The organism is Sphingomonas sp. PL-96 (assembly GCF_020707215.1).
GTDB lineage: Bacteria > Pseudomonadota > Alphaproteobacteria > Sphingomonadales > Sphingomonadaceae > Sphingomonas.
This window is the reverse complement of record NZ_JAJFET010000003.1, coordinates 214580-234665: the sequence shown is the minus strand read 5'-3', so window position 1 is coordinate 234665 and position 20086 is coordinate 214580. Positions and strand designations below refer to the sequence as shown.

Here is a 20086-nt window from a genome sequence, read left to right as displayed (position 1 = left end):
TCCTTGAAAATGGGTCAGCCGAAGCGGAAGCCGGAGATTGGCTTGCCGAGCGCGTGCCCGTGGAAGTGGACGGCGCCGGGCTCGCCCGACGCGGCGCCTGCCGCGACCATCAGCGGCAGCAGATGGTCTTCATGGGGCTGCGCGACGCGGGCATAAGGCGCCTCTTCCCAGCGGATCAGGGCCTCGTCGCGGGTCGCGCCATCGATCATGGCGGCACGCAGCCAGGCGTCGAACGCTTCCACTTTCTCGTCCACCGCTCCGCCGCCAAAAAAGCCGCGCATGTTGTGGTAGGTCTGGCCGCTGCCGAGGATCAGCACGCCCTCGTCGCGCAGCGGCCTCAAAGCCCGCCCGACCGCCAGATGGGCGGCCGGATCGAGCCCGCGCTGCATCGAGAGTTGCACCAGTGGGATTTCAGCGCCGGGCAGCATGACCTTGAGCGGCACGAAGATGCCGTGATCCCAGCCCCGCGCCCCTTCGGTGCCGCTGGCGATGCCGCAATCTGACAACAGGCCGCGCACGCGCGTTGCCAGTTCTGGCGCACCGGGTGCCGGCCAGGTCAGTCGATAGGTATGGTCGGGAAACCCGCCATAGTCGAACAGCAGCGGCGGGCGCGCGCCGGCGTTGACAGTCGGCATGTCCTCTTCCCAGTGCCCGGAGATGGCAAGGATCGCGCGAGGCTGCTCCGGCAACGTCGCCATGAAGCCGTCCAGGTAGGTCTCCAGCCCGTGCCAAGTCTCGCGCATCGGCGCCGGCTCCAGGAAGAAGCAGGGGCCGCCGCCGTGATTAATGAAGAAGGTCAGGAGCATGAGTGGCAATATGGCTGCTGGACGAGGCCGAAGGGAGCGATAAAGATGTGATGATCCTTATCGGTTGGGATGATGGATGATCGGCAGCCTTACCTTGGACCAGCTCCGTGTTCTCACCACGATTGCCGACACCGGCAGCTTCTCGGCTGCGGGACGCAGGCTTGGTCGGGCGCAGTCCGCGATTAGCCAGGCAGTCGCGACCCTGGAGGATGTTCAGGGTGTGACGTTGTTCGACCGATCGGGATTTCGGCCGGTGCTGACAGACGTGGGCCGGGTGCTGGTGGGACAAGCGCGTACCGTCCTCGCCAGCGCCGCCCGGTTCGAGGCAGTGGCTGCGGGCACGCGCGAGGGGATCGAGCCCGAACTGGCCATCGCGATCGATCCGCTGGTGCCGACCGCCGCGTTCATCGACAGCCTGCACGCATTGCGCGCCGCGTTCCCTTTCCTGCCGGTCAGCTTCTCCACCGAAGGGTTGGGCGGCGCCGAGCGACGGTTGCGGCGCGGCAATGCGGTGCTTGCGCTCTGCACCCTGCTACCTAGCGTGCCTGACGATGTGGCGGCGTTGCCGCTGCTCGGGATTGACCTTGTCCCGGTCGCGTCGCCAGCCCATCCATTGGTCACGCTGGGTCGGCCGGTGACTGCCACGGACTTAGAGGAGCATGTCCAGCTCGTCCTCTCGGACCCGGCTGCGCCGGAGGGGCCGAACTATGGCGTTATCGGCACCAGGACTTGGCGCTTCGTGGACCTGGCACGGCGCCTCGATTTTCTGTTGGCGGGCCTGGGATGGTGCCGAATGCCCGAACATCTTGTCGCGCCGTACCTCGCCGACGGTCGCCTGGTTGCCTTGGCGATCGATGACGACCCAGCCGGGGCCGCCGGACCGCTGACGATCTACGCTGCTTCTATGCGCAACCGTGTCCTTGGACGAGCAGGAAGCTGGCTGTTGGACGACTTACGGGCTCGGCTTGCCTGATCGTTCGAGCCTTGAACAACCGTCAGCCACCTCTCGCCCCCCCCCCCCGCGTCTGTTAAAAAACGTCCGGCGGCTGTTGAAGAAAGCGGGTCGCCTGCCGGGTTGTCTCGCAAGGGATGGGGTTTCTGGAAACGTCGTGTGCAGCCTTCAGTTCACCCTTCGGCGGCCAACGTCGACAGCCGTTCACGCAGCCAGCGTTGTGCCGGATGGTTTGTTGTCCGGTCGTGCCAGACACTCGCAATAGTAAAGCCAGGAATGGTGAGCGGCGGTTCCAACACCTGCACCTGATCCGACCAGCCATCGGCGATCCGCCGTGGGATCAAAGCGATCATATCGGACCGCGACACGACCTCTGGCACGATCAGAAAGCCCGACGTGGACAGGGCTACCGTGCGGCGGCGGCCGACGGCCTCAAGTGCTGCATCGGCCGGCCCTGAGAACCCGCCGCCCTTGGGAGACACGACAACGTGCTCCAAAGCGCAGAACACATCCAGGCTGAGACGGCCTTGCACGGCCGGGTGTCCCTGCCGGGCGATCACCACATACTCCTCACGAAAGAGCTGGCGCTGGCGCATGGCCGCAGGTGCATGGTCTGGAGATGCCAAGGCCAAGTCGATTTCGCCGCGCTCCAACTGCGTGGCGAGCGCCAGCACGTCCAGGGCGCGCCAGGCGATGCGGACCTTGGGTGCCTCGGTCCTGAGCGCGGCCGAGAAGCGGGTGAGCAGCGCATACTGCATATAGTCGGTCGCGGCGATCACCAGGGTGGCCTCCATGGTCGCCGGGTCGGACGGCATTCCATCTGCCACAACTCTGCGGAGACCCTCCAGCGCGTCATGCAACGGTTGCCGAAGCTCGACTGCGCGCTGGGTCAGGACCATCCCACGCCGTGCGGGAATGAGGAGGGGATCGCCGAGTTCATCGCGAAGCCGCGCCAACCGGGCCGACAAGGCGGGTTGGCTCAGGTTCAAGCGCCGGGCGGCGCGGGTAACGTTTCCTTCCGCCAGTAGGGCGTCGAGCGTGACGAGCAGGCCGAGATCGAGGTTTCTGGTATCCATTCATTGAATACCAACAGGCAGAAGGTTCGATTTCAATCTCGGCGACGTGCCGGGCACGATGCTGAGCAGACGGCTCTCATAACATCCATCGACAATATGAATAGCAGATTGGTCGACGCCCTCTCCATCGAACCGCATCCCAGCTTAAGCGGAGAACATCATGATTTCACCGTACACGATCAACATCCCTGACGAACGGCTCGCCACGATCAGAGCCAAGGTCGAGGCTTATGACTGGAGCGAGCTGCCGGATGCGGGGGGCTGGTCAGCGGGGGTCGGGGTTGATGACCTCAAGCGGCTCGCCGCGTATTGGCGGGACAGCTACGACTGGCGTGCGGTCGAACGGCGCCTCAACGCAATCCCCAACTTCACGGCCGACGTGGAAGGCGAGCACCTCCACTTCGTTCATGTGAAAGGCGACGGCTCCAAGCCGCCCGTCCTGCTTCTCCACGGCTGGCCGGGCTCGTATCTCGAGTTCGAGCGGCTGTTGGAGCCGCTCGCAGCGGACGGGCACGATGTTGTCGTCCCCTCGCTTCCTGGCTTCGCGTTCTCCAACCCGATCGCGCGCCCGATCGGGATGCGGCGGGCTGCTGCCCTCGTACATGGGCTGATGATCCAACTGTTCGGCGACGCGCGATATTTCGTTCAAGGGGGCGATTGGGGCCACGGCATCGCGGCTTGGGCAGCGCATGATCGACCGGACGCTTTGCTCGGCATCCATATCAACATGATGACCGTGTGTGCGAGGGATGCCGCTCCGACGACCGACGAGGAGCAGTCTTTCGCCGCCAAGCGGGCCGCGATCGCCGATTGGGAGAGCGCCTATTTTCACGAGCAGGCAACCCGTCCGCAGACGCTTGGCGTCGGGATGGCCGACAGCCCGATCGGAGCGGCGGGCTGGATACTCGAAAAGTTCGGCAAGTGGGCCGACCTTCCGACAACCGCCGATGGCGACCCCGACATCTGGAGCAAGTTTTCCGAGGAGGAACTCCTCACCAACATCATGCTCTACATCGCGCCGACATCATTCGTGACTGGAACCTGGATCTACTACGGCACCCGACTTGAGGATTCGCTGACGCTTCCGGCCCGCACCCGCATCCAGGTGCCAACCGGTTTCGCGGCCTTCCCCGATCCGGTGTTCGTGCCGCCGCCGCGCTCGTTCGCGGAGAAGACCTTTAACATCGTGCATTGGACCGATATGCCGCGGGGTGGGCATTTCGCCGCGCTGGAAGAGCCGGAATTGATGCTGGCCGACCTGCGCGCCTTTATCGCGACGGTGCCGGGAGCGCGCTCCTGAAGGTGTGCCACGTGGCACACCGACCGTCCCGATTACGGGGCCAGTGACGGCTAGCACCTAGCGAACTGCGTCCAAGATTGGTGCTGTCCTAATCCGATTAGCGTGGCTCAAAGCAACGCCAACTTTAAGTGCGACAACCTCGGCGTGCATCCATTTGGAGACTGGCCTTTTGACAAGACGTGGCGTGCAGCCACTCGGCAGAACCGGCTGATCCGGCCATCGAACCAGGATGAACGAACGACCGATCTTGAGAACTGTCTAAGCTCGCTGAATGACTGGAACTGGGTCATGATTCCGGTAAATCTGGTCATCGAACCTGCCACCGAGCCGTCGAGCAGCACTTGCTTAGCTGCGCGCCTGCTCGTACCCCTCGCTGTGCAACACGCAGACAGACGGGTTGTACGATAACGCAGGATCAAAGACTTAGCGTATCGGGTAAATAGGTCAGGAATCCTGTCACCCCGACCAACTGCTGGCAAGCGGACGCGCAGCGCGCCTAGGCGGGTTCCTCACCCCTGCCATCCTGCCCGGTGCCGGTCAGCGGATAGCCGGAGCCGGCCTTGCGGTCGTTGTCGAAATCCTCGCCGGGATTGCCGCCACCGGCGCCGGCGCCGCTGCCGTGTACCTCGCCGGTCTTCTGGTCGATCCATGCCCGGCTGCCATTATCCGGCGGAAGGTCGGCACCAGGAGCGTTTCCGCTGCCGCCTTCCGGCAAGCCGCTCTTGTGGACGGGGGCCACCGGACTGTCGCCATATTCCTCCAGCGCACGGTCGGACGAATATTCCTGGCCGGAGCTGCCGTCGCTGCGGTCAAAGACGTTGAGCGGCTTGGTCCGCTGCGGGTCTACCTGCGGGTGATCCTTGTCGAAGGGGCCGGTGTCGGTCATGACAATCTCCTCATTCCGCCAACGGGCAAGGGGGTGTACCCGTTCCGTCCGCCGGGCGGATGCGGCAGCCTGGGAACGGCGCACGGGATGAACCACCCCGATGGTGACTCGTTGGGACGGCGTGGTTCTTCCCCAACCCGCTCCGCCGCGCGCACCTCGCAGCTGGCGCCCCCGCCGGCTCCTCGCGACCAAATCGGCGCGGGCATGGCCGCACGGGCAAGCCATGCTCGAGCGCGCCGCCGGGATGGGGATCGAGATCGTCGAGCTTGCAGGCGACCGCCTGGCGCTCGGCCTGCCCGAGGATCCGCGCCGGGCTTATGCAGAGGCAAAAGCGACGCTTGCGGTGGTCGTCGCGCCGCCGTCCAAGCGCCGGCTCCAGCCGATCGCGCCCAGCGCCGACTGGCGACTCGACCTGGCCGAGGGCTGTCCCGCGCATTGCAGCTATTGCTATCTCGCCGGCTCGCTGAGCGGACCGCCGATCACCCGCGCCTACGCCAATCTCGAGGAGATCTTCGAGGCGGCGACCCGCTATCTGGGCCAGGGAACCGTCACCTCGCGCAGCCGCGGGCGGGCGCAGGAAGGCACCACCTATGAAGCGTCCTGCTACACCGATCCGTTGGCGCTGGAGCCGCTGACCGGCTCACTATCCGCGGCGATCGCCTGGTTCGGCCGGTGGGACGCCGATGCGCAACTGCGGTTCACGACCAAGTTCGCCGATGTCGAGCCACTGCTCGGCCTCGCCCACCGCGGCCGCACGCGCATGCGCGCCTCGGTGAACCCGCAGGCTTTTGCGCGGTTCGAGGGCGGCACGGCTCCTGTTGCGCTCCGGCTGGCGGCACTTCGGCGTATGGCGATGGCCGGCTATCCCGTGGGCCTGACGATCGCCCCGATCATCGCCGCCCCCGGATGGGAGCAGGCCTATGGCGCGCTGATCGACGAGGCCGGCGCGCAGTTGCGCGACGTGCCTGGTCTCGACCTGACGGTCGAGCTCATCACCCACCGCTATACGGCCGGCTCAAAGGCCGTGCTCGACAGCTGGTATCCCGGTTCGAAGTTGGACATGACCGACCAGAACCGCGTCACCAAGCGCACGAAGTTCGGCGGCGAAAAGCAGGTCTACGACCTCGCAACGATGCGCGCGCTTCGCAGCTTCTTTGAAGCCCGGCTTGCGAACGCCCTTCCCGCAGCGCGGATCCTGTACTGGACCTGAGGCTCTGGCCGCGAAGCGAAGAGCACATAGCTGGTGGGCCCGGCAGGACTCGAACCCGCAACCTAGCCGTTATGAGCGGCCAGCTCTAACCATTGAGCTACAGGCCCCACCAGCCGGTCTCCGATAGCGGAGGCCGGGTGCGTCCTGCAAGGCGGCTATGACGCGGCCGCAAGGATCTCGTCGAGAGATGCGGGGCGGACGCCCAGGCGGTCGAGCAGGTCGAACACCCCCTCCCACCACGTCCAGAAGCGCCGAAGATCCCCGGCATCGCGCACATAGGGCGTGTGCCCGGGCATGAGCGAGGGCGAGTGGAAGGAGAAGTTGAGCAGCCGGATGCCCTCGCCCACGGCCGTCCGGATGGCCTCCCGCACCTCGTCCACCGGAACCCCTTCCGGAGTAAGAGCAACGCGGTTGAGCAGGCCCAGCCGGGAAGCAGCGCCCGCTGCTTTCGGCAGCCGTTGCAGCGGGGCGTGAAGGCGGGAACCCGCCGCCCTCGCCCAGCCGGTGAACACGGTGGTAAACGGCAGTTCGAGGAGCGCGTCGTCGGGGCCCGTGCGGAAGGCGTGATTGCCGATGGCGCGATAGTCCGGCCCGCCCTCTCCCGCATAGCTGAAGGCCGGCCGCATCGACGCGTCGATCCGATACCCGCGCGCGTAAAGCAGCTTCAGGCTGTGCGGCCCGAGACCGTAGCGGCCGGCCCGGTAGATGCGTGGCGCTTGCCCCACGGCATCCTTGATTGCCTGACCTAACTGATCGAGCTTCGCGCCTTCAAGCGGTTCGGGAAGATTGCCCGCGAAGCTGTTGAATGTGCTCAATTGCTCGTCGAACGGCGGTGTGACCCAGGGATGCAGCTGCGCCCCAATCTCCGATCGACCGTCGGCCAGCACTTCCCGCAACACCGCAGCTGCGGCCGGGTTCGCTGCGACGGGATAGTCGACCAGATAGAAGACGCCGATCTCGCGCTCGGCGAACCGGCGGTGCGCCTGCGGCAATGCAGCCACTGCGGTCGTACCGTGCCCGTCCCGCCGGAAGGGCGCCGTCCAGTCGAACTCCTCTTCGGTGTCGACAAACAGGGCGAAGCGCGTGCCGAACGCCTCCGGCCAGCGGACCAGCGCCTGGGCAGCGGGCGCCGGCGGGCGAAAGGCCGACGGCACCGCCCCGCTCAGCCGCCGTGGGCCTGCCCCAGCGGGACGGCTTCCGGCACGGGCAGCTGCAGAATGACGCGATTGCGCTCGAACAGGAGCGCGCCGCCAAGCTCCCGCGCAAGGTTGCGCACCAGCCGCATCGCGAAACCGGTGCCCAGAAGTGCGGCCTCCTCGCCTTCGTCGTCGATCGCGAACAGGGCGTCGCCCGGATAGGCGTCGAATGCCGCTGGCAAGCTGAAGGACAGCCGTGCCGCCTCGGCCCCCGCGTCCAGCGGCTCGACCTGAATCGTTTCGCCGCGCGTTGCCGCCGACACGAGGGTCGTCAGCAGGCGGGCCAGCAGGCGCTCGACGGCACGGCGGTCCCCGCGGACGATGGACGCCGCCTGCTCGATCACCAGCGCCGCGCCTCGCAATTCTGCGAGCGCAGCCAGATCGCCGGCGATCTCCGCCAGGAGCGGCGCAAGCGCCACGGCGTCCGGACGCAAGTCCAGCGCATCTTCCTCGATCCGTGCGGCAAGGTCGAGGTCGTCGATCACGCCCAGCAGATCGCGGGCCTCCTGGCGGATGACGCCTGCCTGCGCGCGATAGACCGGCGGCACCGGGCCGAGCATTTCCGCCTCGATCATTTCGGCGAAGCTCGAGATTGCGCCTGCCGGCGTGCGCAGCTCGTGAACCAGCTGGCGCAGGGTATCGGCGGTCGAGTTGCGCGCGACTTGGACCGGCTCGGCGTGCTCATCCGGACGCGGCCGACGTGCCGAGCCGCGGTAGCCGGTGAAACGCCCCGAGCCGGGGTCGAACACAGGTACGCCCGAGATGCGCCAGTCGCCGTTTGCGTCGCTGCTGCCGCCCACGCGCAGCCGCGCATTGGAAAAAGCAGCGCGACGCCGGAATGCGCCGGACGCGACACTGTCGAGTTCCGCCAGACCCAATGCACCGGTCCGGGACAGCGGAAGCCCGATCAGCGGGCCGCGCTCTACACCCTCGACCCGGCACAGGACGCCATGGCTATCCGTTTCGAAGCGGAAATTCGTGACGACGCCGGGCACGAATGCGGGCTTGCGGGGCCGGTTCTCGGCCTGGCGCTGGAAGGCATTGATGCGGGCGACGACGTCGACGATGCGAAACGGGCCCTGCGGGATGGCAGCGGGCTCCGGCTGCGGGGCGGGCGGTTCCTCCGTGCGGACCGCCGGGACGGAGGCCGACTCCGCCGGGGTGAGGCTCAGTGGCGGCTCGGGCGCTTGCACGACCGCATCTTCTGGCTCTTCAAGGACGGTGATCCCGGCTGAGCTCTGGTCCGTCAGCACCATGTCAGCGGGTCCGAAGCTGGCCAGCGCCCGCTCCACCTCGGCGGGAAGGTCGCGTCGGTTGCGCAACACCGACCGGGTCGAGGGGGTGAGCTCGGGCAACAGCGCGGTCCACTCGCCGGCGTCGAGCCGTGCGCTGGCAAGTACCGGTGCCGCAACCGCAAGCGTGTCCTGCGCCAGCAACCGCACCAGCTCTGCCGGCGGGTTGGCGAAGACCAGCGCGCGGGCACTGGCGGCCCGGATCGGCTGCGGCACCGCATCGCGGATGTCCGCCAGAAGCGCGAGCGCGCGCGGATCGGCGGAAGCGCGCCGGCGGCCGATCAGGTCGATGAGTTGCCGCCATGCGGACTGACGCGCCTGCGCATGGCTGAGGTCCGTGGTGAGCACCGTCTGAAGAGTATCGTCGAACCGCACGCGCCACCTGATCTCCGGCGCCACCTGCGCCTCACGCATCCTCTTAGGCCCACCTGCGACATTCGAATACCGACATTTTCGGGACGTCGCATAGTGGGACAATTGCGTTCACGTGTAATTATCTTATAGGAGGCGACCCAATCCTGTTTCCTTCTATCAGTGTTCCGGAGCTGACCCTTCATGGTTCTCGACCGTATCGACCGTCAAATTCTGTCCTTGCTTCAGGAGGACGGTCGGATGACCAACGTCGAACTGGCGGAGCGCGTGGGGCTGACCGCCCCGCCGTGCCTGCGGCGTGTCCGCGCACTGGAGGAATCGGGCACGATCGGCGGCTATCACGCGGCGCTTAATCCAGCGCAGCTGGGCTATACCATCACCGTGTTCGCGCTGGTGAGTCTGCGCAGCCAGGCGGAAAGCGACCTCGCAGCGTTCGAGGCGCATGTCGCCGACATTCCCGAGGTGCGGGAGTGCCACATGCTGAACGGCGAGATCGACTTCATCCTCAAGATCGTCGCGACCGACCTCAAGGCGTTCCAGGACATTCTTACCACGCGGCTGACGACCGCGCACAATGTCAGCAGCGTGAAAACCTCGTTGACGATCCGCACTTCCAAGCAGTTGCCGGGCATCCCGGTACCAACGGAATAGGGCCGCACGACACGAAGTCGCACGGCCCTTCTTCCTGTTCCGATCGATGCGGGCGGCAGGGTAACCTGCCGCCCGTGTTCGTTCAGCCCGCGGTCTTGGGCGTATCCAGCCACAGCGACCAGAAGGACGCCAGCTCGTTGCGCGGTGCGGTCGTGACCTTCGCGAACGCCGCCTTGGCTTCTGCCGCACGGCCGCTCTTGGCGAGCGCGATGCCCAGGCGGGTGTTGACCTCGTCCTGGTCCACGCCGCCCTTCTGCAGCGCCAGCTGGAAGAACTCCGCTGCCTTGGTCGCATCGCCGTTGGCGAGATAGGCGTTGGCGGTACCTGCGGCGAGCTTGCCGTTCGCGGCCGAACGCGACTTGGCGTCGAGCGACGACAGCGAGCCTTCGGCACGGATGCCCGCCTGCGCCTCGGTCTTGAGCGCATTGTACTGGGTAGCCGATGCGGGGATCTTGCCCGCAGCGCGACCCTGGTCGATCACCGCCACCGTCTCGTACGGCAGGCCCAGGTCCTGGGCGAGCTGCGCATATTCGCCGAACTCGGCCTGGTCGGTGAGCGCGCCCGTCTCCCGCATCAGGCGGAAGGTGTCGAGGCGGGCGGAGCCGCCCAGGGCGCGACCCTGGTCCGCACGGTCGCGGAACAGGACCAGCGCCTTGCGCCAGTTGGTCGCGGTCGGATAATCCTTGAGCTGGCGGCGCATCCAGGCCGCGGTCTCGGCCGGCTTGTTTGCGTTGTAAAGCTTCGAGATCGCCAGGTTATACCAGTCGTTCGGGACCGGCTGGCCCGCCGCAACCTTCGCCTGCACTGCCTTGTCGAGTGCAGCCACGCCCTGATCGACATTGCCGCCGTCGAGCTCCAGGCTCGCCATGCGCAGGTCATATTCCGGGTCGTTGTAGCCCAGCTGCTTGGCGCGCGTGAAGTACTGGCGAGCCGCAGCCTTGTCCTTGGCGTTCAGCGCCAGGATGCCGCGGTTGTAGTTCAGCGTGCCCTGCTGCTCGGCAGGCGTGTTGGGGTTGGCGATCATCTGGTCGAGCGCGGTTGCGAGCAGCGCATTGTCCTTGCTCGCCTGGGCGACCTGCAGACGCAGGTTGGCGGCGTAGAACTTCTCGACGTCGCTGGTGGCGGCCGCATCGGCCTCGGCCAGGCGGGCCTTGGCGGTTGCGATGTCACCGGCCTTGGCGGCAGTCTCACCGGCCACGGCGGCGGTGCGGAACGCCTCGTTGATCTGGACCTTGGGCGCCTCTTCCTTTTTCTTCTTCTGAGCCTCGGCAGGGGCCGCCGTCAGTGCTGCCGCTCCAAGAGCAAGAACCGCGGCAAGCGCCGACTTCGATACGAAACCCATTCGGAAATCTCCTGATGCTGTGCGCACACGTCGGACCATCTGTAAGTGGCGCGCAGGGGGCAGACAAGTCGCGCCGGTCACGTGACAGGTGCCATTGCCCGCGTGAACGCGGATTGAACGCGCTCGATCCCTCAAAGGGCGTTCGCACGCGCGATATTTTGACCGCCCCGGTCTTCACGGCTAGGCAACGGCGCGATGATCGCCGTCATTTCCCCCGCGAAGTCCCTCGACTACGAGACTCCCCTACCCCCCAGCAGTTCGCCAAGCGTTCCGCGCCTTTCGAGCCGGGCGGACACGCTTGCGAAGGGCGCAGCGAAGCTCGGCGCCGAAAAGCTGGCGAGCCTGATGCACATCTCACCCAAGCTCGCGGAATTGAACGCTGCCCGCTTCCGTGATTTCGCAGGGGCACCGCAGCGGCCCGCGATCCACGCGTTTGCCGGCGACGTCTACACCGGGTTCGAAGTGGCGACGCTGGATGCCCCAGCAATCGATTTCGCGCAGGATCACCTGCGGATCCTGTCGGGCCTGTACGGCCTGTTGCGCCCGCTGGACGCGATCCGGCCGTACCGGCTGGAGATGGGCACGCGCTGGGCGCCCGGCACGGCCCGGACGCTGTACGACTGGTGGAAAGACCAGATCGCGGTGCTGCTGGCCGAGGACGTCGCGAGCGAAGAGTCGGGCGTGATCCTGAACCTCGCCAGCCAGGAATATTGGAAGGCGGTTGCGGGCAAGCTGCCGGAGACGATCCGCGTGATCGAGGTGGATTTCCGCGAGCCCGGCCCCGACGGCCCGCGCTTCGTGAGCTTCCACGCCAAGCGCGCGCGCGGCATCATGGCGCGCTGGATGTGCGAGCACCGGGTAACGGAGGTGGATGCAATGCGCGGCTTCGACAGCGACGGGTATCGCTTCGACGCGGACCAGAGCAGCGACACCCGCTGGCGGTTCACCCGCGCATGAGCGGGGCAGCAGTGGTGATCGGCGCTTCGGGCGCGATCGGCGGGGCGCTGGAAAGTGCCCTGCTCGAGGAAGGTGCGCACGAGAAGGTCTGGGGCTTCGGGCGTTCGCGCAGTGGCTCGGACCGGCTCGACCTGCTGGACGAAGCCAGCATCGCGGCGGCTGCGGCGCGGGCCTCGGCCGGCCCCGCCCCTACGCTGGTCCTGATCGCGACAGGGCTGCTGCACGAGGGCGAGCGCATGCCCGAGCGGGGCTTCAAGGACGTTGATGCCGAATGGATGGCGCGCAGCTATGCCGTCAACGCCATCGGCCCCGCGCTGGTGCTCAAGCACTTCCTGCCGCTGCTCCCGAAGAGCGGCGAGCCCGTGGTGGCGACGCTTTCTGCGCGCGTGGGCTCGATCGGCGATAATAGCCTGGGTGGATGGCACGGCTATCGCGCATCCAAGGCTGCGCTGAACATGCTCGTCCGGAACGCGGCGATCGAGGCGAAACGGCAGAGCCCGCGTGCAATCGTCATCGGGCTGCATCCCGGAACCGTCGACAGCGCATTGTCGAAACCCTTCCAGGGCAGTGTCGCGGCCGGAAGCCTGTTCGCTCCGGATCGCGCCGCGTTGCAGTTGCTCGACGTGATCGAGGAGCTGAAGCCCAAGGACAGCGGCAAGCTCTTCGCCTGGGACGGGACCGAGATCCCGTTCTGATCCGCGCCCTCGCGTACGCGCACGCGTGCGCGCGGCTTGGCATAGGAGCCTCATCTCGCTAGTCAGGGCGTTGGATTCCAATCTTCCCGAAAGCAGGACGCCTTGACCGACGAGACAATCCTCGCGGACCCTTCCGACATTTCCCCCATCTCCATCGTCGACGAGATGCGGTCGAGCTACCTCGACTATGCGATGAGCGTGATCGTGTCGCGCGCGCTTCCCGACGTGCGCGATGGCCTGAAGCCGGTCCACCGGCGCATCCTGTTTTCGGCCAATGAGAGCGGTTTCCACTACAACCGCCCGTATCGCAAATCGGCGCGCATCGTCGGTGACGTAATCGGTAAATATCACCCGCACGGCGACACCGCGATCTACGACGCCTTGGCGCGCATGACCCAGGACTGGTCGATGCGGCTGCCGCTGATCGACGGGCAGGGCAACTTCGGATCGATGGACCCGGATCCGCCCGCGGCGATGCGCTACACCGAGGCCCGCCTCCATCGCGCCGCGGCCTTCCTGCTCGACGACCTCGACAAGGACACGGTCGACTTCGTTCCCAACTATGACGGGTCGGAGCGCGAGCCGTCGGTGCTGCCGGCGCGCTTCCCCAACCTGCTGGTCAACGGCGCGGGCGGCATCGCGGTCGGCATGGCCACCAACATCCCGCCGCACAATCTGGGTGAGGTGATCGACGCCTGCCTGCTGACCGTCGACCGCGCAGTCGAGGGCGGCGAGCCGGTGACCGTCGAGGAACTGTCCGAAATCGTCCCCGGTCCGGACTTCCCGACCGGCGCGCTGATGCTGGGCCGCGCCGGTGCGCGCGCCGCCTATGCCGGCGGCCGCGGCTCGATCATCCTGCGCTCGCGCTACACGACCGAGGCACGCGGCGAGCGCCGCTCGATCGTGCTGACCGAAATCCCGTTCCAGGTCGGCAAGAACGGCCTGGTCGAGAAGATCGCCGAAGCCGCCAAGGACAAGCGGATCGAGGGTGTCAGCGATATTCGCGACGAATCGAACCGCGAGGGCGTGCGCATCGTCATCGACCTGAAGCGTGACGCGACGCCGGAAGTGGTGCTCAACCAGCTGTGGCGGCACACCCCGGCCCAGTCGAGCTTTGCCGCAAACATGCTGGCGATCCGCGGAGGCCGTCCGGAGCTCCTGAACCTCAAGGACATCATCGACGCGTTCATCACCTTCCGCGAGGAAGTGATCACCCGCCGGTCGAAGTTCGAACTCGCCAAGGCGCGCGACCGGGCGCACCTGTTGCTGGGCCTGGTCATCGCGGTCACCAACCTGGACGAAGTGGTGCGCATCATCCGCGGTGCCGCCAATCCGGCCGCGGCGCGCAACGCGCTGCTGACGCGCGAATGGCCGGTCGCCGAAATCGCGCCGTACATCCGCCTGGTCGAGGCGGTGGAAACCGAAGTCACGGGCGACACCTATCGTCTGTCGGATGCGCAGGTCCGCGCGATCCTCGACCTTCGCCTCCACCGCCTGACCGCACTTGGCCGTGACGAGATCGGCGACGAGCTGTCCAAGCTGGCGGACTCGATCGCCGAGCTGCTCGAGATCCTGGGCAACCGTGCCAAGCTCTACGCCGTCATGCGCAACGAGCTGGTGCAGGTGCGCGCGGAGTTCGCGACGCCGCGCCGGACCGAGATCGCCAATGCGGCCGACGGCATCGACGACGAGGATCTGATCGAGCGCGAGGACATGGTCGTGACCGTGACCATGCAGGGCTATATCAAGCGCACCCCGCTCGACACCTTCCGCGCGCAGAAGCGCGGCGGCAAGGGCCGCGCCGGCATGGCGACCAAGGACGAGGATGCGATCACCTCGCTGTTCGTCACCTCCACCCACACCCCGGTGCTGTTCTTCTCGACCGCCGGCAAGGTGTACCGCATGAAGGTGTGGCGCCTGCCGGAGGGTGGCCCCGCCACCCGTGGCCGGCCAATGGTCAACCTGCTGCCGCTGGCCGCGGGCGAAACGATCTCCACCGTGCTGCCGCTGCCAGAGGACGAGGACAGCTGGTCCGACCTGCACGTCATGTTCGCGACTGCCAACGGCACCGTCCGCCGCAACTCGATGGACGCGTTCACCAATGTGCCCACCGCCGGCAAGATCGCGATGCGCTTCGACGACGACAGCGACGACCGGTTGATCGGCGTGGCGCTGCTGACCGAGAGCGACGACGTGTTGCTCGCCACCAAGTGCGGCAAGGCGATCCGCTTCGCCGCAACCGACGTGCGCGAGTTCCAGAGCCGTACGTCGACCGGCGTCCGCGGCGTCAGCCTGGCGCAGGGCGACGAGGTGATCTCGCTGTCGATCCTGGGCGGCTTTGCGGCCACCACCGAGGAACGAGACGCGTATCTCAAGGCGGCGCCGTGGAAGGAAGGCGAACGCGAAGTCACGCTTTCGCCCGACCGCATGGCCGAGTTCGAGGCGGCGGAGCAGTTCATCCTGACCGTCACCGCCAACGGCTATGGCAAGCGCACCTCGGCCTATGAGTATCGCCGCACCAACCGCGGTGGCCAGGGCATCACCAACATCGTCACCTCGGACCGCAACGGCCATGTCGTCGCGAGCTTCCCGGCGAGCTCCGGCGAGCAGCTGATGCTGGTGACGGACCAGGCCAAGCTGATCCGCATGTCGGTGGGCGACACCCGCGTGACCGGCCGCGCCAGCCAGGGCGTGCGCCTGTTCCACGTCGCCGCCCAGGAGCATGTCGTCTCCGCCGCGCGCATCGACGAGGAGGAGGAGCCGGAGAACGCAGCGGAGGCCATCGTCGCCGAAGAGCGTGCAACCCTGTCTACAGCCGATGGTTCGGAAGCCGATGCGATCCAGCTCGACGACGGTACGGGTCCGGAAACCCTGCCGGAGCGGATCGAGGAAGAGGACGGGAGCGACGACGAATGAGCAAGCCCAAGGCCGCGTTCAAGGTCCTGACCGCCGATCAGATGGCCGAACTGGAGACCGGCAGCTTTGCCGGTGCTCCGGTCGACCGGCAGGACGGCTATATCCACCTCTCGACGGCGGCGCAGCTGACCGAAACGGTGGACAAGCACTTCGCCGGCCAGGACGGGCTGTGGGTGGCCGAGGTCGATCTCGACGCCGTAGGTGACGCGATCCGGTGGGAGCCGTCGCGCGGCGGCCAGGACTTCCCGCACCTGTACGGAACGCTCACGCTGGACGTGGTGGTCGCCTATTCACCGCTCGAGCGCGAGCACGACGGCAGCGTGCGGCTTCCGGTCACGGGCTGAACGCGGCGGTCGGCGGCAATCTCCCGTTCGGCCGCCTTAACGGCTGACGGCGCGTTGCCACCCAACCGCAGACACCCGCCACCGTTATCTTGCAGCGTCGGTGAGCGAACTCCGGCTCTTCGCCTGCCGTTAAGTGGGCGAGCAGACCTCGGCACACTCTTTCACGAAGCCGCGGCACCGTACCAGCGCCTGCGGAAAGAGAGGGTGGGGCCGGATCGCTAGCCCATGGTATCAGCCCTGGCGCAGATCCGGCGACGCCAGCGGCTCGCCTGTCAACGGCAAGGGCACGGCGGGGGTATGCTGCGTGTCCCCGGGTCCATAGACCCGGTCGAGGTAGTAGCCGGCAAGCAGATAATGCGCCTTTACTACCGCCGGGTGTTCCGCAGTTTGCGCCAGCTTCAGTTCGGCTTCGGCACGCTCGTAGAAATACGCATTGTCTTCAACGTCGTTCATGGTCGCCCTTCGAACGCGCCTTTTCGGCGCGTCGATCCTATCCTTGCTGGAGCCAGCTTGCGCCGACTCCTGTTCTTCATTTCTTTGGCGGATGTTTAGGCCAGAATGCCCGCAGGAGGAATGGGGCAACATCGCTGGCGGCCGGGGCATCGCCAGCGGAAAGCATCACGGGTGCCGCCCGCCCCAGAGGAGCGCAGCGACCGGGTCGTCCGGAAATGGCGAGACATTTCCCCCACAGCCGCGAAACGGGCGATCCGAAGAATGGTTCCAGACCTAGGGCAGCAAATCGACCACATGCGCGCCTGCGGCCACGGCCTGAAGCAGCAGCCGGCGGTGGCAGTGGCTCGGATTGCGCTCGTAGCAGAGCAAGGCGGAGGGTAGCTCCCCCGCCAGCGCCAGCATCATCGCGGCCTGCGCCTGGGCCTCCGGCAGCTCGAGCTGGTGCTCGTACACCTCCCGCAGGGTCGCGACGCCTCCCTTCTTCGCCGCATCCCGCCCGCGCTTCGGCGTGCCGAGCGCCTTCAGGTGGCGATAGTCGATGCCGACTTCCGCCAGATGTGCCGCCAGCTAGGATTTGGAAAAACCAGGCCGGCGGGAAAGCGGCAGTGCCCGCACGTCAAGGACGCGACGGACGCCAGCCCTTTGAAGCGCAGCCAGGAACTCCGCCATGGTGGTCGCCTCATAGCCGATGGTGTAGATCGTCTGCGGCGCATCCGACATGGCATGTTCCCCTCTTGCGGCTGTGCACTTGCGCATGGATCGGCTAGGCAGCAGCGGATGGCGCACCGTCGCCCCCTTCCCTAGCAGCTTTCGAGACGTTCGTGACGCAATCCCATCATATCCACATCATCGGCGGCGGTCTGGCCGGGTCCGAAGCCGCCTGGCAGCTCGCGCAGGCAGGCTTTCGCGTGCGCCTGTCGGAAATGCGCGGCAGTGGCGACTGCACGCCCGCGCACCAGAGCGACAGCCTGGCGGAGCTGGTCTGCTCCAACAGCTTCCGGTCGGATGATGCGGAAAGCAACGCAGTGGGCCTGCTCCATGCTGAGATGCGGGCGCTGGGATCGCTGATCATGGCCAAGGGCGACGAGCACCGCGTACCGGCGGGCTCCGCGCTTGCGGTCGATCGGGAGGGCTTCGCCGCCGGGGTCACCGCCGCCTTGGAGGCGCATCCCAACATCACGATCGTGCGCGAGCGCGTCGACACCCTGCCCGCGGATGGTCCGACGATCATCGCCACCGGGCCGCTGACGGCGCCGGGCCTTGCCGAGAGCATCGGCGGTGCGACCGGCAGTGATGCGCTTGCCTTTTTCGACGCGATCGCGCCCATCGTCCACTTCGACAGCGTCGACATGGACGTGGCCTGGATGGCCGCGCGCTGGGACAAGGGCGGCAAGGACTACATCAACTGCCCGATGGACAAGGAACAATATCTCGCCTTCCACGCCGGGCTGCTGGCGGGCGAGAAGACCGAGTTCCGCGAGTGGGAGAACGTCCCCTATTTCGAAGGCTGTATGCCGATCGAAGTGATGGCGGAGCGCGGGCTGGATACGCTGCGCTATGGCCCGATGAAGCCGGTCGGCCTCGACAATCCGCGCACGGGCCGCTGGCCCTATGCGGTGGTGCAGCTGCGCCAGGACAATGCGCAGGGCACGCTGTGGAACATCGTCGGCTTCCAGACCAAGCTGAAGCACGCAGAGCAGGTCCGCCTGTTCCGCACCATCCCGGGGCTGGAAAAGGCCGAGTTCGCGCGACTGGGCGGGCTGCACCGCAACACCTTCATCCGCTCGCCCGAGCTGCTCGACCCGACGCTGCGGCTGAAGGCGCGGCCGCACCTGCGCTTTGCCGGGCAGATCACCGGCTGCGAAGGCTATGTGGAGAGCTCGGCAATCGGGCTGATGGCGGGCCGTTTCGCCGCGGCGGAGCTGGCGGGCAAGGACTTGCCCCCGCCCCCGCCGGAGACGGCGCTAGGCGCGCTGCTCGGCCACATCACCGGGGGCGCAGAAACCGAGACCTATCAGCCGATGAACGTCAACTTCGGCCTGTTCCCGCCGATCGAGGGCCGCACCAAGAAGGCGGATCGCAAGAAGATGTACACCGCGCGCGCCCGCACCGCACTGGAGGCGTGGATGCCGGCCTGAGGCAGGCTGGGGGCGAACCGATATGTTTGTCCTGAGTAGCCGTTGAGCAACGTCAATACGGTCCTTCGACTTTGCTCAGCCCCTACTCAGGCACGCACGGCTTCACTGCCCGTCACTCACCCTACTCGTCTCCCTCAGTCGCCGCCGGGGGACAGGCGCAGCGGACGGTGGGCTTGCGCGGAACGGCAGTGGCCGCGAACTCAGCCGGATTGAGTGCCGCGGAACGATCGGCATCGGCCTTGGCGAACTTGGTCGTGGTGCGGGTCGCCCATTCCTCGAATGACAACTGGCCATCATGGTCGAGGTCGAGCCGGGCATAGGCCTTGCGGCGGCTGGCGAGATATTCCTCACGCGTGACGCTGCCGTTGCGATCCTTGTCATAGCGGTCGAACCGCTTCTGCTCGCGCGTGCGCGGACTGGCGCTGGGTACCGTGATCGGCTCTGGCGGCAGCGGCGCCGGTGCGTGCGACATTGGCCTTGGTGGCGGAAGCGGCCCTTCGACCTGGGCGCTGCCGCGAAACAGGAACACGCCGGCCGTCGCCAGCAACAAGGCCGAAACCACCCCCGCGCCATATCGCCACATGCCCGCCCCCGGAACTGCCACGTCGGCATGGAGGCTATCGCAGGCGAAGCGCGTCGAACAGCCCTAACGACCGCTTAACCGATGCCAGACAACCCGGCCGAGCCGTCGCGGTGAACCCGGCGGACTGCCGCCTTCCAGATCCATGCGCGCGAAATGGGCGAGCATGCCAAGCGGGCGGAGCTTGCGCGGCCAGCGGTTGGCCAGGCCGGTGTGCAGGTGCTCGAGCGCAACGCGCCGGGCGGCCTCTGCTTCGATCGGGTTCGACAGGTGCGCCGAGAGGTCGGCCAGCGCCCAACCCGCACCGGCGGCACGGACCGCATTCCCGGCGCTTTCGCCGAGAAGCTTGGCGGCGAGCGCGAAAAAGGCTCCGCCCCGACCCTCGCCAAAGCGGCGCAGCGCAGCTTCGTCGAGCGCCGCTTCCTCGATCAGCACGTCCCAGCCATCGATCGTCGCAGCAGCCTCGGCACCTTGCACGCCCGCCGGCAGCAGATCCCGCGACACCGATTCCAGCACCGGCTGTGCCGGCGGGGGTGCCGAGTCGAGCTTGCCCAGGGCATCATGCCACCAGGTCAGCCGCATCTGGCCGATCAGCGGCTCGGTGGTCGTCCGAACGATGTCTGCCAGGGCATGATCCAGCGCGAACAGCGTCTGTATCGCCTGCCGCCGGGCAGCCGGGACATAGGCGAGGACAAGCGCCCGCTCGTGCGTTGCTGGGCTTTCCCCCGCCTCCGCGGGGCCCGGTTCTGGTCCGGCACTTGGATTAACCATGAAGCTTCAGTCCGTCTTTAAGTCTTCCAGCTCATTCTAACTACTGGATATTTTTTGTTTAGCTCGAGGCACCGGTTTGAAGGGCCGCCCAACTGAAAGGCCGCCAGGCCTGTTATCGCGACTGATCGGCGACGTCCGTGCGAACACAT

The 20086-nt window shown here is 66.8% G+C and carries 18 protein-coding genes, 1 tRNA gene and 1 pseudogene; 9 read left to right on the top strand and 11 right to left on the bottom strand.

Going from position 1 to position 20086, the window contains the following annotated elements:
• Positions 1 to 14: 14 nt before the first annotated feature.
• Positions 15 to 806, bottom strand: a complete 792-nt coding sequence (locus LK533_RS08580; RefSeq protein WP_229362374.1) for a DODA-type extradiol aromatic ring-opening family dioxygenase — start codon at positions 804 to 806, stop codon at positions 15 to 17.
• Positions 807 to 882: 76 nt separating this feature from the next.
• Here LK533_RS08580 and LK533_RS08575 point away from each other — a divergent pair, with 76 nt between their 5' ends.
• Positions 883 to 1779: a LysR family transcriptional regulator gene (locus tag LK533_RS08575; protein WP_229362373.1), complete on the top strand. Its 897-nt coding sequence runs from the start codon at positions 883 to 885 to the stop codon at positions 1777 to 1779.
• A gap of 152 nt (positions 1780 to 1931) precedes the next feature.
• Here the strand turns inward: LK533_RS08575 and LK533_RS08570 are convergent, their stop codons facing one another.
• Positions 1932 to 2834 carry a LysR family transcriptional regulator gene (locus LK533_RS08570; protein WP_229362372.1) on the bottom strand — a complete coding sequence of 301 codons (903 nt, stop codon included), beginning with the start codon at positions 2832 to 2834 and terminating at the stop codon, positions 1932 to 1934.
• 160 nt (positions 2835 to 2994) lie between these two features.
• Here LK533_RS08570 and LK533_RS08565 point away from each other — a divergent pair, with 160 nt between their 5' ends.
• Entirely contained in the window at positions 2995 to 4134 is a 1140-nt protein-coding gene (locus LK533_RS08565; RefSeq protein ID WP_229362371.1) for an epoxide hydrolase family protein, read from the top strand.
• A gap of 496 nt (positions 4135 to 4630) precedes the next feature.
• Here LK533_RS08565 and LK533_RS08560 read toward each other — a convergent pair whose 3' ends face one another.
• Entirely contained in the window at positions 4631 to 5020 is a 390-nt protein-coding gene (locus LK533_RS08560) for a hypothetical protein (RefSeq protein ID WP_229362370.1), read from the bottom strand.
• A gap of 100 nt (positions 5021 to 5120) precedes the next feature.
• On the opposite strand from LK533_RS08560, the gene LK533_RS08555 reads away from it, so the two are divergent.
• Positions 5121 to 6230 carry an SPL family radical SAM protein gene (locus tag LK533_RS08555; protein ID WP_324255272.1) on the top strand — a complete coding sequence of 370 codons (1110 nt, stop codon included), beginning with the start codon at positions 5121 to 5123 and terminating at the stop codon, positions 6228 to 6230.
• A 31-nt stretch (positions 6231 to 6261) separates the two neighbouring features.
• Here the strand turns inward: LK533_RS08555 and LK533_RS08550 are convergent.
• The 3 genes from LK533_RS08550 to LK533_RS08540 all read right to left on the bottom strand — a co-directional run bounded on the left by LK533_RS08550 (position 6262) and on the right by LK533_RS08540 (position 9132).
• Positions 6262 to 6337, bottom strand: a tRNA-Ile gene (locus LK533_RS08550).
• A gap of 48 nt (positions 6338 to 6385) precedes the next feature.
• Positions 6386 to 7384 (bottom strand): polysaccharide deacetylase family protein, encoded by a 999-nt coding sequence (locus LK533_RS08545; protein ID WP_229362368.1) that lies wholly within the window; start codon positions 7382 to 7384, stop codon positions 6386 to 6388.
• A gap of 8 nt (positions 7385 to 7392) precedes the next feature.
• Entirely contained in the window at positions 7393 to 9132 is a 1740-nt protein-coding gene (locus LK533_RS08540; RefSeq protein WP_229362367.1) for a histidine kinase dimerization/phospho-acceptor domain-containing protein, read from the bottom strand.
• 141 nt (positions 9133 to 9273) lie between these two features.
• Here LK533_RS08540 and LK533_RS08535 point away from each other — a divergent pair, with 141 nt between their 5' ends.
• Complete coding sequence (locus tag LK533_RS08535; protein WP_229362366.1) at positions 9274 to 9741, top strand: Lrp/AsnC family transcriptional regulator; 468 nt, start codon at positions 9274 to 9276, stop codon at positions 9739 to 9741.
• 82 nt (positions 9742 to 9823) lie between these two features.
• Here LK533_RS08535 and LK533_RS08530 read toward each other — a convergent pair whose 3' ends face one another.
• Positions 9824 to 11083, bottom strand: coding sequence for a hypothetical protein (locus tag LK533_RS08530; RefSeq protein WP_229362365.1), 1260 nt, complete (start codon positions 11081 to 11083; stop codon positions 9824 to 9826).
• A gap of 195 nt (positions 11084 to 11278) precedes the next feature.
• Here LK533_RS08530 and yaaA point away from each other — a divergent pair, with 195 nt between their 5' ends.
• The 4 genes from yaaA (at position 11279) to LK533_RS08510 (ending at position 15995) form a co-directional block, all read left to right on the top strand.
• Complete coding sequence (gene yaaA, locus LK533_RS08525) at positions 11279 to 12040, top strand: peroxide stress protein YaaA (protein WP_229362364.1); 762 nt, start codon at positions 11279 to 11281, stop codon at positions 12038 to 12040.
• Positions 12037 to 12735, top strand: a complete 699-nt coding sequence (locus LK533_RS08520) for an SDR family NAD(P)-dependent oxidoreductase (protein WP_229362363.1) — start codon at positions 12037 to 12039, stop codon at positions 12733 to 12735. Before yaaA ends, LK533_RS08520 begins: the two co-directional genes overlap by 4 nt.
• A 102-nt stretch (positions 12736 to 12837) precedes the next feature.
• Positions 12838 to 15651, top strand: coding sequence for a DNA gyrase subunit A (gene gyrA / locus LK533_RS08515; RefSeq protein ID WP_229362362.1), 2814 nt, complete (start codon positions 12838 to 12840; stop codon positions 15649 to 15651).
• Entirely contained in the window at positions 15648 to 15995 is a 348-nt protein-coding gene (locus LK533_RS08510; RefSeq protein WP_229362361.1) for a DUF952 domain-containing protein, read from the top strand. The genes gyrA and LK533_RS08510 overlap by 4 nt, the downstream gene beginning before the upstream one ends.
• 231 nt (positions 15996 to 16226) lie before the next feature.
• On the opposite strand, the gene LK533_RS08505 is transcribed toward LK533_RS08510, so the two are convergent.
• Together LK533_RS08505 and LK533_RS08500 are read right to left on the bottom strand one after the other, a co-directional pair.
• Positions 16227 to 16448, bottom strand: coding sequence for a hypothetical protein (locus LK533_RS08505; RefSeq protein ID WP_229362360.1), 222 nt, complete (start codon positions 16446 to 16448; stop codon positions 16227 to 16229).
• 273 nt (positions 16449 to 16721) lie between these two features.
• Positions 16722 to 17168, bottom strand: a pseudogene (locus tag LK533_RS08500) (DUF488 family protein).
• Between the two features lie 101 nt (positions 17169 to 17269).
• Here LK533_RS08500 and trmFO point away from each other — a divergent pair.
• Entirely contained in the window at positions 17270 to 18586 is a 1317-nt protein-coding gene (gene trmFO / locus LK533_RS08495; protein WP_229362359.1) for a methylenetetrahydrofolate--tRNA-(uracil(54)-C(5))-methyltransferase (FADH(2)-oxidizing) TrmFO, read from the top strand.
• 121 nt (positions 18587 to 18707) lie between these two features.
• Here trmFO and LK533_RS08490 read toward each other — a convergent pair whose 3' ends face one another.
• Together LK533_RS08490 and LK533_RS08485 are read right to left on the bottom strand one after the other, a co-directional pair.
• Entirely contained in the window at positions 18708 to 19169 is a 462-nt protein-coding gene (locus LK533_RS08490; protein ID WP_229362486.1) for an EF-hand domain-containing protein, read from the bottom strand.
• Between the two features lie 63 nt (positions 19170 to 19232).
• Positions 19233 to 19937: a squalene/phytoene synthase family protein gene (locus LK533_RS08485; protein WP_229362358.1), complete on the bottom strand. Its 705-nt coding sequence runs from the start codon at positions 19935 to 19937 to the stop codon at positions 19233 to 19235.
• Between the last annotated feature and the right edge of the window lie 149 nt (positions 19938 to 20086).

Excerpts from the sequence above, each read along its gene's own strand:
- LK533_RS08510 (WP_229362361.1), top strand. The coding sequence starts at position 15,648 with ATGAGCAAGCCCAAGGCCGCGTTCAAGGTCCTGACCGCCGATCAGATG.
- LK533_RS08530 (WP_229362365.1), bottom strand. The coding sequence starts at position 11,083 with ATGGGTTTCGTATCGAAGTCGGCGCTTGCCGCGGTTCTTGCTCTTGGA.
- LK533_RS08520 (WP_229362363.1), top strand. The coding sequence starts at position 12,037 with ATGAGCGGGGCAGCAGTGGTGATCGGCGCTTCGGGCGCGATCGGCGGG.
- LK533_RS08570 (WP_229362372.1), bottom strand. The coding sequence starts at position 2,834 with ATGGATACCAGAAACCTCGATCTCGGCCTGCTCGTCACGCTCGACGCC.
- LK533_RS08540 (WP_229362367.1), bottom strand. The coding sequence starts at position 9,132 with ATGCGTGAGGCGCAGGTGGCGCCGGAGATCAGGTGGCGCGTGCGGTTC.
- LK533_RS08575 (WP_229362373.1), top strand. The coding sequence starts at position 883 with ATGATCGGCAGCCTTACCTTGGACCAGCTCCGTGTTCTCACCACGATT.
- LK533_RS08490 (WP_229362486.1), bottom strand. The coding sequence starts at position 19,169 with ATGTGGCGATATGGCGCGGGGGTGGTTTCGGCCTTGTTGCTGGCGACG.
- LK533_RS08565 (WP_229362371.1), top strand. The coding sequence starts at position 2,995 with ATGATTTCACCGTACACGATCAACATCCCTGACGAACGGCTCGCCACG.
- LK533_RS08505 (WP_229362360.1), bottom strand. The coding sequence starts at position 16,448 with ATGAACGACGTTGAAGACAATGCGTATTTCTACGAGCGTGCCGAAGCC.
- LK533_RS08555 (WP_324255272.1), top strand. The coding sequence starts at position 5,121 with ATGGTGACTCGTTGGGACGGCGTGGTTCTTCCCCAACCCGCTCCGCCG.
- LK533_RS08580 (WP_229362374.1), bottom strand. The coding sequence starts at position 806 with ATGCTCCTGACCTTCTTCATTAATCACGGCGGCGGCCCCTGCTTCTTC.
- yaaA (WP_229362364.1), top strand. The coding sequence starts at position 11,279 with ATGATCGCCGTCATTTCCCCCGCGAAGTCCCTCGACTACGAGACTCCC.
- LK533_RS08485 (WP_229362358.1), bottom strand. The coding sequence starts at position 19,937 with ATGGTTAATCCAAGTGCCGGACCAGAACCGGGCCCCGCGGAGGCGGGG.
- LK533_RS08535 (WP_229362366.1), top strand. The coding sequence starts at position 9,274 with ATGGTTCTCGACCGTATCGACCGTCAAATTCTGTCCTTGCTTCAGGAG.
- LK533_RS08560 (WP_229362370.1), bottom strand. The coding sequence starts at position 5,020 with ATGACCGACACCGGCCCCTTCGACAAGGATCACCCGCAGGTAGACCCG.